At 63.1% G+C, this 12,242-nt stretch carries 8 protein-coding genes; 2 read left to right on the forward strand and 6 right to left on the reverse strand.

What is annotated here, in order from left to right:
• The first annotated feature begins 186 nt into the window (after positions 1–186).
• Positions 187–2,913: a hypothetical protein gene (locus BM133_RS23500; RefSeq protein ID WP_093439066.1), complete on the forward strand. Its 2,727-nt coding sequence runs from the start codon at positions 187–189 to the stop codon at positions 2,911–2,913.
• A 57-nt stretch (positions 2,914–2,970) separates the two neighbouring features.
• On the opposite strand, the gene BM133_RS23505 is transcribed toward BM133_RS23500, so the two are convergent.
• A complete protein-coding gene (locus tag BM133_RS23505; RefSeq protein ID WP_143100195.1) occupies positions 2,971–3,576 on the reverse strand; it encodes a hypothetical protein in 606 nt (201 codons plus the stop codon).
• Between the two features lie 414 nt (positions 3,577–3,990).
• Between BM133_RS23505 and BM133_RS35780 the strand changes: the two genes are divergently transcribed.
• Positions 3,991–4,326, forward strand: a complete 336-nt coding sequence (locus BM133_RS35780; RefSeq protein ID WP_143100211.1) for an IS66 family transposase — start codon at positions 3,991–3,993, stop codon at positions 4,324–4,326.
• A 472-nt stretch (positions 4,327–4,798) separates the two neighbouring features.
• Here the strand turns inward: BM133_RS35780 and BM133_RS23510 are convergent, their stop codons facing one another.
• The 5 genes from BM133_RS23510 to BM133_RS23530 all read right to left on the reverse strand — a co-directional run bounded on the left by BM133_RS23510 (position 4,799) and on the right by BM133_RS23530 (position 12,201).
• Complete coding sequence (locus BM133_RS23510) at positions 4,799–5,917, reverse strand: hypothetical protein (RefSeq protein ID WP_093439071.1); 1,119 nt, start codon at positions 5,915–5,917, stop codon at positions 4,799–4,801.
• 604 nt (positions 5,918–6,521) lie between these two features.
• On the reverse strand, positions 6,522–7,106 hold the full coding sequence (locus BM133_RS23515) for a GspH/FimT family pseudopilin (protein ID WP_256219324.1): 585 nt from the start codon (positions 7,104–7,106) through the stop codon (positions 6,522–6,524).
• Positions 7,094–7,534: a type IV pilin protein gene (locus BM133_RS35565; RefSeq protein ID WP_093439077.1), complete on the reverse strand. Its 441-nt coding sequence runs from the start codon at positions 7,532–7,534 to the stop codon at positions 7,094–7,096. The genes BM133_RS23515 and BM133_RS35565 overlap by 13 nt, the downstream gene beginning before the upstream one ends.
• Positions 7,531–11,484 (reverse strand): pilus assembly protein, encoded by a 3,954-nt coding sequence (locus tag BM133_RS23525; RefSeq protein ID WP_177224920.1) that lies wholly within the window; start codon positions 11,482–11,484, stop codon positions 7,531–7,533. The genes BM133_RS35565 and BM133_RS23525 overlap by 4 nt, the downstream gene beginning before the upstream one ends.
• 105 nt (positions 11,485–11,589) lie before the next feature.
• Complete coding sequence (locus BM133_RS23530) at positions 11,590–12,201, reverse strand: pilus assembly PilX family protein (RefSeq protein WP_177224921.1); 612 nt, start codon at positions 12,199–12,201, stop codon at positions 11,590–11,592.
• Between the last annotated feature and the right edge of the window lie 41 nt (positions 12,202–12,242).

Here is a 12,242-nt window from a genome sequence, read left to right on the forward strand (position 1 = left end):
GCGCAATATCGGCGCATCGCGATCAACGAGGCAGACGATGAAGCCAGTTACGAATTCACGCCAAAGCAATGGCGGCGCGGCGGCATCGCCCACGGCGCTGTGGACCGTACTAGCGCAATGCTGTCTGCCGGCCACGCCGCGCTTTGGCCGCGAACGCAAGCCCTCTACTTTTCTTATGGAGAACCCATGACCATCGCTCCGGTGACCCGCGTCGCCCCTCCCGTGAACCAAGAGCAGGGCGCCAGCGCCGTGCCGGACGTGCAAACGATCATGCTGGACGTCGTTCAGCGCGCGCTCAAGGATCCGGGCGCCGCCCCCGACCCCGCGAATAACACCTTTGGCCCTCAGCAGACGCGCCCTGAAGGCGACTACCGCAGCGCCCAGGACATCATCAACAGCAGCCCCTTGCTGAAGAACCTGGGCGACCAACATGGCGACAAGGGCGGCCCGAGCCTGAAGCAGGCTCTGAAGAATCAGGTCGGTGATTTCGAACACGATGCCGATGCGGCCTACCGCGCCGCGCAGGTGCTCGAACACATCGAGCACTTCGACGAGAACGGCAAGGAAATCAAGAATCGCCCCGGCACCCGGGGTGCGCCTGCGATAGACGCCGTCGGCAACAGCACCGTCGACGGCTTCAGCAGCAAAGGCGACGCAAAGCACGGCACGGAGGCCGGTCGGCTGCAGGACTTCGGCAAATTCGGCTACTCGTCGCTCAAGGGCGGCGATGTCAAAGCACCGCCAGCGCCACCTCCGCCTCCGGTCATTCCCTCGCTGCCGATGAACAACCAGGGGCGCCCGGACAACGACAAGCGCAGCGCTCAGCAGATCGTGGAGGCCAATCCGACGCTCAGGAACCTGGGCAACCAGGGTGGCTTGAAGGACAACCTGAAGAAGCAAGTCGGCGACTACGAGCACGACGCCGACGCCGCTTACCGGGCGTCGCAGGTCATCGACTACATCAAAAACGTCGATGAAAAGGGTCAGCCCATCACGAAAAAGTCGAGCGGCAACGACCCGACCAACGACCGCATCGACGGTTTCTCCAGGGATGGCGGCAAAGAGGTTGCCAACCACGGTACCGAGGCGGGCCGGCTGCAGGACTTCGGAAAGTACGGTTACGACTCGCTCAAGGGCATCGACAACAAGAGCGCCGACGACCAGATCACGCGCCTGAACGGCGATGCCACCGCCGATGCCGTCAAAGCGGCCGGCGGCGATGCGTCCAAGCTCGGCAAGGACTACTTCGCCAACGGCCAGACCTCGGCCAACGGTGCTGACAAGACGGCTGCGCTTATCAAGCTGAGCGAGACGGTGGCCAAGTACAAGGTGGGGCAGGAGGCCTACCAGACCACCGGCCCCGGTGACGAGGGCCCATACCACGGCGAAGGCCCCTCACCGGGCCAGCAGCGCGCAGCGTTCTACAAGGACGCGCAGGCCAAAGTCGATCAGCTGGCCAAGGACCCCGATGTGCAGCAGTTCGTCAACGAGAAGGTGCCCGATGCCTTGCACGCGCGTGTCGAAGCCGACCCGAAGCTCAAGGCCGAACTGCAGCGGCGTTTCGACGACACCTCGAGCCCGCGTGCGCTGCAGGTCGCGTTCGACCGGAAGGATCCGAGCGGAAAGGTCGTCGGCACGGCACAGGCGCTCGGAGATTTCGTCAAGGCACCGAACTTCTATGCACAGGCACTCGGCATCAAGCCCAATCTGCAGGAGGCCTTGAAGAAAGCGCCCAAGGAACTTCAGGACAAGGTCAAGGCAGACTACGACAACATCACCTCAGGCAAGGAGATTCAGGGCCTGATTGCCGCAGGTATGCCGCCGGACAAGGCGCTGATCCAGTCGGGCGTTGACAAGGCCGTGTTGGACAACGTGCTGGACGACAAGGCGGTCGCGGCCGGCACCGACAAGTTCAACGAGACCAGCGCCCGCATCGGCCGCGATCAGTTGCTCCAAGGCAAGAGCCTGCCGGACCTCTACAAGGGCCTGGGCGTCAAGGACGCCAACGATCCGGCGCTGGAGCAGTTGGTCGAGAAGAATCTGGACAAGATTGTGCCCCCGGGCCCGAACAGCCCGTCTTCCCGGGACATCGTGTCCTTCCTACGTGGTGTCGACGACATCGGCCGCGGCGGGGCCAAATTCGATGACGCGATGACCAAGGTCAAGGAAAGCTGGAAGGCGCAGCCCGGGATGTCGGAGGCCTTCAAGTCCGGTGTGATGCACGCAGCCTCTGGCGTGCTGCTCGCCGGTGCGCTGGCCGCCGGCGGCGCCACGGGATCGCAGTCGGGTCCCGCTGTGGTGACGGGACAATCCTTCCAGACGGCTGGTCTGTTGGTGGAGGGCGGCTCCAAGTTCCTGCTTGACCAGTTCAACCGCGGCAACGTGCCGGGCCAGACCGCCGTTCCGCCGGACTCGCTGACGAACTGGCTCAAGGACGCGGAGAACGTGGGCAAGGGGCTGGGCGGCGTCGTCGGCAACGCGATAGGCCTGATCACCGGAGCCATAGGCGCCAAGGATGCGGCCGCGCGCGGGGACAAGGTCGGCGCGGGCTTCCAGGGTACCTTCGCGGCGCTCAACGGGCTGAGCGCGGTGGTGAGCGGCGCCGAAGTGGCGTCCTACGTGGTCGGACGGGTCATTCCATCGGTAGCCGACGCTGCCACCCTGGTGAGTGGCCTGGCGGGTACGGTCGCCGGTGCCGTCGGCGGCGTTGCCGCCCTCGGCGGCATGATCTATTCGATCGTCTCGGGCATCAAGGCCGACGAGAAGAAGGACAAGGCGATCAACAGTTGGTACGACGGCATCAGGACCGATCTTGATGCGTTCGGAATCAAGCCGCCCGATCTGGGTACGACGCTTGCAAAGCCCAATGCCTACGCCGTACCCGGGAGCGAGCTTTCGCCGATGGAAAGTTGAGCATCGGGGGGCGTCCGCCGGCCGCGCACATGGCGTGGCCTGCGGTATCGGAAGGTTTTATTCCTCGGCATACCTGGCGATGTCCTTGAGGTTGTCTTTTACCGACTCCTGGATCAGGTTGAATGCCAGATTGAAGGGCGTCAATCGGCCCGACTTGATGGTGTTCACGGCGCCTTTCTCCAGGTTCCTCAAGTGGTTCAAATAGCCGTTGACCCCGCCGCGCAGAACTTCACTGACGCTGGCCTTTTGGTCTTGGTCTGCGGCACCCGCGCCTTTGAGCACATTGCCGACCGCGGGAATGACGAAGGACAGGACCATGCCGGCGCGCTCCAGGTAGACGGAGAAGTCGTCCCGAGCGCTGCCATCCGACCGCATCCGGGGCTCCCGGATGCCCTTGAGGTTGGGGTGGCTCAGGCTGTGGGTTGCATTCAGATGGTCGTTGATCGTCCTGATCGGGTCGGTCGCTCGGTCATCGTGTTTCTGCGAGGCATCTTTGTCGAAGCCTTCAGTTGCAAACCGCGCGTCGGTGTGCGTGGCGATCAACAACTGCTTCAGGTAGGACGACATCATCAAGTCCAGTTCTTGCTGCCCCTGTGATGCAAGTACCGGTGCGGTGGGGCCGGCGCCGATGGCCGCCGGCTCGCTCCACGATGCGTCGTTCAAGGGATGGGCCGTCACGGAAAGTATGGCTACGGGCATGATCAAACTCACCGGATTGAGAGGGGGTGATGGCTGTGTTGCGATGCCAATGACGGTAAGCCCGACGCGCCATGTCGCGACAGGCGGCGCGCGAAGTGCGCGTTCAAATTGCGAGGCTGTGATGTGTTGGCGCCGATTCTGTTGAAGCCCCGTTCTGCCGAAGATGCGGCTACGAAAACACAAGTGCGTCGCGCAGTGCCGGGCTGTCGACGAGGATTCGGATGATGGGGGTGCCGATTCCGAATCGCCGCCGACGAGGTCCGGGGGCATCTGAGTTTTTCCAGAAACTGCGACTGCCTGCTTGAACGCGCGGTGGGGGAGAGCTTTTCCATTGAAGCAATGGTCGCGGTCGACAACTGCCGGTTATAGACCCGAGAAATTTCAACAACCCGTCAGGCTACCAAGCGGTATGAATTAACAGAGGCAGCACGTCGTTGGCAATCGACGCGAAGGCGCTACGAACCAGAATCACGGTACTGGCAAGGCCAGGGCGATCAACTACAGCGTGAAGAAGCGTTGGTCACGCTCATGCGCTACCTGGAGAACCCAGCGCTTCCCATTGACAACAACTTCGACAAGCAGCAAATCCAGTTCTGCGCTACAAACCGCAAGAACCGGTTACTCGCGGAAGATGGGACGGTTCATTGTCATCGCCCTTCTCGCGGGGCCCATTGCGCGCCGCCGATACTGGCGAGCCTCGTCACGAGCGCCTGAAGTCGTGTATGTTCATGAACGTGTTTTCTCTCTAGCGCCCGCACGGGACGCCGACTTATGGATGGCAGGAGCGCACAAGGGGGAGCGCAGCCGCAGCCGGCCTCGCTTGCGCAAACTGGGAAAAACGTCGGTAGAAGACCCCGGGGGGCGTGCGCGGGCGGCGGCGCGGCGGTGCGCGCGGCGATGTGCGATGCGGGAGTCGGCTGGCCTGCGAGAGTTAACTGGAACGAGGGCTTCTACAACCCTGTGCGAATTGACTCCGACAACGGATACCTCGCCCCGTCACAAGGGAGTCCACCTCTCTGGCTGCGTGACTCTCTGTACGTTGAATCAAGGCAGGGCCATGATTGGCCGGGCGGCCTCGCTGGCGCATGCACTTCGTGCCAACCAACTGAAGTGGGCTCAATCAAGTCGAGCGTTTCTTGGACTGCCACAGCACCAGACCACGCGGGCGAATTGACAGGACAGCACTCTAGACTGCCGAGTTCGCCTCAGGCGTCTGCGCTCTTGGTCCCCTGACGGCCCCAAGCGCGCCGCCCCACGCGTGATACAGCACCTGCAGCACCGCGAACTTGCACAGTTGCGTCGCGATGTTCGCGTCCTTCTCTGGCCAGCCCCTTTCCTGCAGCTGATTAGGCATGGTGGTTAGCATCGAAAACAGCGCGCCGAATCCGGGTGAGAGGATGGCGTGCGAAGTCCACCCGAGCTTGCTGGCGAACGCGTTCTCGATCGCTTCAGGAAGTGTCGTCCCGACGCTCTTCATGTAATTCACCGTGCGGCGCAGGCCGCTTTCGATCTGCTCGAGAGCGGGCTTGCGCAGATGATCGATGCACTCGCCCAGATCGCTGCGGGCCAGGAAGTACTGCAAGCCCGCGCGGCCCGCGCTGACGTCACGGTCATTGAGGATCGTGCGCATGCCGCCGCCGCCGATGATCGATCCGCCCACCGTATCCGCTATGTTGTCCGCAAGGGCTCGGTCGGCCGGCTGCCCGGCGGTTTCGAACGCGAGCATCATCGGAGCCCGCAAGCCTCCATTGCGCGCGGCGCCGTAGCTGAGGCCAGCGGCAATGGTCGCGTCCCGCGCCATGCTGGTCTTGGTCGGGGGATTGGCGCCGTGAAGCGGCGCGGGAAGCTTGTCGTCCGGCGGTCGCGTGAAATAGGCGTCGCCAAAGGTCTTGGATGTGGAGGCGCCAGCCGCCACATCCATGATGGACAGGCCCAAGCCGAGCGCGGCACCGGCCACGAGGCCAGGCAGCGCCGCAGGCAGCTCGGGCATCGCCTTGGACAGGCCCGACAGGGTCAGGTCGGCGAGCTTGAAATCGACGAGTGCGCTGCCCACGGTAAACCCGTTCGATGACGCCATACCGTGCAGTGTGCCTGTGCCGATATCGCGCCATTGCACCTGCTTGAGCATTGAGACGAACTGTTCTCTCGTGCGGATGTTGTGTGTGCCGAGGACTTCGGCCTGTTGGGTCGCCAGTTCTTTGAGCGCAGGGATGTCCCCGGGCGACTTGCGCATCGAGCTCAGCATGTAGGCGACGCATCCAGTCACGTCCTCGGGGAGCTTCTGAGACAGCGTGCTCATGTCCATGCGCGGATTGACGTCTCGATGGCTCGGGACAATTGGCGCATCCAGCGAGGCGAGTCCCGGCGGGGCACGATGAATGGTCGGATGGGCGAGCAGCCGATGAGGCAGGGCGGGGAAGGAGCCCGGTACGGCCTCTGTGAGTTCGCGGGTTTCGTCGAGGTGCGCAGGCGGCGGTGTCGGCGGAGATTCCTCGATGGACGCGCGCGCAGAGAAGAAGCTCGGGTCGAGCGACTCCTCGGAGGCGGATCGGCGGGGCGGGGGTGATCGACGCGGCGCCGATGAGCCGGAACTGCCCGCCGGGCTTGCCTGGCGCGTCAGCCCCTCGGGAGCAGTGTGGTAGCTGCTGGCTCTGGAGCGGGCGGAAGTCGTCGGTATCGGAATGCGGCTGAGTTCGATGTCACCTGGCCCGGTTGGCTGGGACTTCGGGCCGACGGATAGGGGGGGGCCTGGAGGCATGAGATCCTTCGCGTTCGAGGCAGTTTGATGGCTCGACGTGGCGGCGACATCGTGTGCCGCGAAGGGGCGGATATTTTTGCGAAGAGGCGGGCGCGTCTTGCCGGGTGCGCGTTGATTTCAGAGGGTCATCTGAGTCAGATGACTGACACCGTCAAGGTCCCCGCGCAGACGAAGGAGCGGAGGAGGGCGAAGCGGCGCCGCACTCATTGGATCCGCAGTCTCCCGACCGATCGGGATCGCAGGTACGGGGGCGCCCGGTGTCCGACACGATCACCGCGACGCGCCTCTGCGTTGCAGCTTTGAATGCCAGGCATCCCGCGCCGAAGCGCCCCAGTGCATCGCGCGCAAACCCGTTCGGGTCATAGGTGACTTTTCCGGAAAAACCGTTGCCCGTCGTGGCATCCACTGCGATGCCATCTTCGAGTCCGGGAAAGCCGAGAAGCGGTTCATCGATGGCATCCACCTTGACGTCCCATCCCGTGCCCCAGGCAGCGCGAGCTGGGAGCACGCTGACGCGAGACGAACGCTTGATCGCCTCGCTCCGCGCCAGGTTCAGCGCAGAAACCATGGCACTCGCGGCAGACGCCAGGCGCTGGTTGAGCAACAGGCTTCTGAACGACGGTACTGCCACGGCGGCAAGCACGGCGACGATCGTGATGACTGTCAGCAACTCGGTGAGCGTGAAACCGCGCAGTCTCTGGCTGGGCAGTAGCCGCGTCCGCTTCACTTCCAGCACCTCGATGTGGGGGTGTCGGAGTCGGTCCCGGTGCAGCCTCTTATTTTTTCACCCGAGCTCTGCAGCCAGATATTGGCCACGACACGATCTTCGAATCCGGGGTTTAAGGCAGCAGTCAGCTTGACGCAATCGCGAACATCGCTTGCGACTTTGCAGCCCGTTGCCTTGAGGGTGTAGTGCCCCACTCCAGCATCGGGATTCGAGCTCTCCTTGGTCAACAGCGAAACGCTATACGTATTGAATTGCGTGAAAAAACGTTCCTGCTGCTGCATTTCCCGCATCAGCGCGGCCCTTCCTTCCGCGCGCCAGCCCCGCCGAAGATAATCAAGGTAAGTAGGGTAGGCCACCGCTGCAAGGATCGCCACGATGGCCACTGTCACCATCAGTTCGATCAGGGTGAAGCCGCCAGACATCCGTCGCTTGGTCATGGTGCGCTTCCTCCCTTCCCGGGTTGCGCTTTCGCACCATCGAGCCGAGTCTTGACGTCCTTGTAGTTGGGCACCTGCCGCCAGCTTATGCGCGCTGCCAGCGCGCTGATCTTTCCAAGGTCTTCGATCTTCTGGCCAGCTTTGCCATCGCCTGAGCCGGTGCCCAGGTTCAGGGTGCGCAGCCGCTTGGATTCCGTGCGTGCGCCAAGCGAGTTGGTGCCGGTGAACGTTCCATAGCCCTCTTGCATGACGATGGGCGACGAAAGAATGCCGATGCTCGAGATATTGCAGGACTGGCCCTCTGTCAACCCCGTGGCCGCATTGACCAGGCAGGTACGTCCACCGCCGCCGGCACCGCACACATTTGGGTTTGGCATCAGCGTGTTGAAGATCAGGCGGCCGTCCACCAACTGCATGGCCGTCACCTGGCGCTCGCCGTGCGAGGTCGCATCCGCCAGATCGAAATACCAGCCACGCCGCGGCGTCGATTCGGGTTTGTTGGCGTCGTAGGCGCCGTAGGCAAAGGTGCCGCCGGTCACGGTGAGCTTGCTCTTGTCATCACCGGGCGCCGCCGTCCGGACCATGAGGCTCGCGCGACCGTTCGTGATCCGCGTGCCGTTGTCGAAGACACCGTAGATTGACTGCGGCACGTAACTCGCGGCCCGTGCATCATCGGCTTCGATGTACTTGCCGGTGCCGAATAGCACAACGGCACCGCCGCCCGCCCCAAGGGCCACCTGAGGCGCGACCGTAATGGGCTGCCGCTTGCTGTTGGCGTCCTGTGCAACGAACAGCGGCTTCTTCTCGAACGCGAGTGCGTTGGCATCGGACCATGGCGCGTTCTGCGTGAAGTCGAATTTCCAGAGATTGCCCTGCGTATCGCCGCCGTACATGAACCTGACCGTGCCATCGCTGGTCGCGTATTCGCTGGGTGTAGACAACGCATTGACCATGCCGTCGACCGGATCTGGCAGAAGGATCTTGTAATAGTTGGTGCCGAGCTGCCAGGCTTGGGAAGTGGGCTTGTCGAGTGCAAGCAGGAACAATGCGGCCCGCCGTGTACTGTTGCCGTTGTTGTAGCCCGAGGGCACTACGGCAAATGACCTGTAGACGGCAGCGTTCGATCCCTCCGCAGCCCGGGTCTTGAAGCTCAGGATCTTGGGCGACTGCGTGACGTAGCCCATGTCGGCGTCGTCGGTGCCGCTGAACTCCCACATCACATGATCCGAGTCGAAGGCACTCGGGTCGGTCACGTCAAGCGCAAACGCGCCGCGCCCACCGCCGCCCACGCCGGACACCAGCACGGTTTTCCAAGCGCTACCGACCTTCGCTTCTTCTGCGACGGGCGGTGCATCGACGTAAGGGCGATGCTCGTAGCTCGGACTCGTGTAGGCCGCCAACGCGGGAAAGACCATCCGCGGTACATAAGCGAAGAGTTCTACGCCAGTCTGGGCGTCGAAGGCATGCAGCATGCCGTCGTTCGCGCCGACGTAGACGGCGTGCTTGCGGCTCTTGTGGGTACTCACGAAAGCCGCATAGAGGGCCCCCGAGTGTTTGCCGCCCGGCGCGCCCACGAAAATCGGGGCGGAGTTCAGCACATCGCCCATGATCGAGCTTCGCCTGCGCAGCGGGGTGGCCGTGCCGGCTACGTCGGCCTCCGCGCTGCGATCGCCACGCAGGTAGTTGAGCCGTTCCTGGCCGCGCGCATCCTGCTCGGGCGGGCTGGCATAGGGGGCGGTGTTGAGAAGTCGTTTGGCCGAATCGTCGAGCGAGGTCCAGAGAAAGGGGACGGCACTGCCATTGCCCAGGAGCGAGAAGATCTTTCTGGCAGTCTGCGCGGGCGGTTTGCTGCCAGCGACGCCCGTCGAGCTTCCTGTGGTCAGCAACATTCCTGCATTCCAGCTTGGATCGGGGGCCTGCACGATCTCCTCGGAAGAGGGGTCGAGCATCAACGCGTAGGCCAGCAGCGATCCTGACCATCTCTCCGGATCGAATTCCGGCACATAGACCGATACGGGACTTGCGACGCGCGAACCGCTGGTCGCGCCCCCCATGACGGTGCCGCTGCTGTTGCTCGCCTCCCTGAAGATCCTCTGAATCGCCGCGATCATTCGAGACGGCGTCGATGCGAGGAAGAAATTGGCCGGCTTCGGATTGCCGTCGTCGTCGACGCCGTCGGCCCATTCCGAACGATAGTTGCCGTCGGACGATTTGAACGGATTGCCATCGTTGTTCGAGTCGTCGAAGCCGCCGTACTTGGCGGCCAGATACATCTGGCTTCCGCGCATGTTGGTGAAGCCGTCGGACTGGCGCGCGCCCCTGGAGGAGCCATCGCCGTATTGGTCGACGTCGATCATGTAGGTCTTGATCCGGGCGTCGGGATAGTCGGCGCGAATCTGCTGTGTATTGGCCCAATAGGCCAAGCCCGCCATTCCATAGGAGCCGAAGGCAGAACCGGTCTCCGCGTTCGCCATGATCGACGCCGACAGCTGGCGGGAGTTCTCGCCCCTTTGCCAGGTGACCGGCCCCAGATTCCCCGCCGTTGTCAGTCCGGTCTTGCCGGACGGATGCGTATATGGAATGGCTTCCCTGTTTTCGAATGCACCGAGCAGAGCGGTCCAGCGCGAGATGTCCGGCTCGAAATCATCCGGATTGGCGTTGCGGGAGAAGTCCCCATCGGACCGCCCCCGGGCCACACCGATCGGAAAGCCCGGGAATGACCGATCGCGATGCGTCTCTTGGTCGCCGATGGCGAGGATGTAGTTGCGCTGGCAACTTGCCACGACCGGATCCCAGTTTTTCCTGGCCCCCTGGCCCCAGAAGGCCGTGTTGTTGTAGACGGGGAAGCCGTCCTTCATGCCTGCCGTTATGCCCTGGGTTGCCTGTGGGGTCGGTTGAAGCCCTTGCAGGTAACGCATCGTCTCGTAGTAGAGCTCACCCACGGGGTCTGCGGCTTTGTAGTTTCCGGGAGCCCCTGTGCGCCCAAACTGATTGAGATAGTTGATGGCGCCGCTTCTGCCTTCTTCGCCGCCGAACGGGTTGATTGCGAAGATGCCTGTCTGGGCGTCCCATTCGGCGTTGGGGTTGGCCACCTTCATGAATGAGGCGTCGACTGTCTTGGGCCCGGCATAGTGCATGGGCGCACGCAGAACACCGCCATAGCGGCTGGGGGCCGAGTCGAGCAGGTACCCGAAAGCGCCGACACGGATCTTTTCCGCATACCGTTGAATTGTGCCTGCCGGTTTGAATTGCCCGTTTGGATATCTTTGGCACAACTCGGGTCTCTGGTTTGCCTCCTGGACAGTGGCGCACACCTCCACGCGCGCGAAGTAGGCCCCTGCCACATTGGTGGAAGCCGAGCTTTGAGGACCGTACCTCTCGCCGTCGGCACGTGCAGCGCAACTCTGTCCCCCCGGGCCCGCCACGCCGACGTATAGCTTCTCGTAGCAACTACCGAACTCGACCGTGCCGTTGGCCTGGAGGCCCTTGAACTTGGTCAACGGAATGAACTTGTCCAGGTTGCCGGCGATGCTCTTGCGCGGGAAGTTGCCTGCCTTGTAGTCGTCGGGCCGAAGCACTGCGCGCTGCAATACCGTCTGAGTCGTGGCGTCCACGATCCTATCGCCGCCGGTCAGTGCGTAGCGCATCATGTCGATGGCTGACGACGCGGACCAATTCAGCAGATTTCCGCTCCACTTGTTGCTGCATTCGATGGCGCTTGCAGTCTTGCTTGCATCCGCAACACGCACGAAATAGCCGCTGCTATCGTTCACGTAGCGATAGTCGTAGCACCCCATCGGATCCCAATAGCCCAGATAAGTCTCGCTTGGTGAGAACGCCTGCTTGTAGGCCTCTCCCGTGGTCGGATACTCCACTGAGAGTGCGAGCGCCAGGTTCGGGCTCACCAGCGCACCAGCAGCGAACAGCGGGCCCTGGGCGATGTCGGCCATGGGAGGCGCCGCAATGGCAAGTCCCTGTGCGGTCATGACACACAGTGCGGCCGCAAACCACCGAAATTTCTGTTGAATCCGCATCTTCATTTTTTCTCCCCCGGCTTAGCAGCCGGGGCTGGCGTTGAACTTCCTGACGATGCCCTGCAGCACCACTTGCGTCTCCGCGCGCACGCCATAGCCGATGGCCGTGACACGGAAAAGGTATGTGCGCTGATCAGCGCCCGCTCCGACCAACTCATTTGGGGCATAGCCCCCGTTGTTCGGCAAGGCCTCGATCACGTATCGCGGCCTTCGCGCGGTCGAAACCCCGCGCGGGTTGTCCTTGTCGGCGGCTAAGTAGGTCTGGTCGGTGAAGGTGCCCAGTTCGACCGATCTCGCGTCGTCACTTGAAAATGACACGCCCAGCCAAGCCGGGGCGTCGCCTGCAGGACTGCCCAGGCACAGGCCGCGGCTCGCCGCATCCTCCCCGCAGCCCGCCTTGAAGGCCGAGACGTCGCCTTTCTCGCTGAACGCACACAGCCGCGCCTTCCTGGACCGATTCGGGCCGGTGATATCGAGTTCGGCGTCCTGCAAGGCGGCCTCCGCGGCTTGGAACGCGACTTCGAGATCGCGATCGTTGCGAGCTCCTTTTTCGTTGACGAGGGACAGTGAGGCCGCCCCGACGCCGAGCACCGTGGTGATGATCAGCAGCAACAACACGACGATGAGGGACATGCCCCGCTGACGCCGCATGGCCTTCGCGGGAACGCCTGTGC

The sequence above is a fragment of the Variovorax sp. 770b2 genome, from assembly GCF_900115685.1.
Taxonomy (GTDB): domain Bacteria; phylum Pseudomonadota; class Gammaproteobacteria; order Burkholderiales; family Burkholderiaceae_C; genus Variovorax.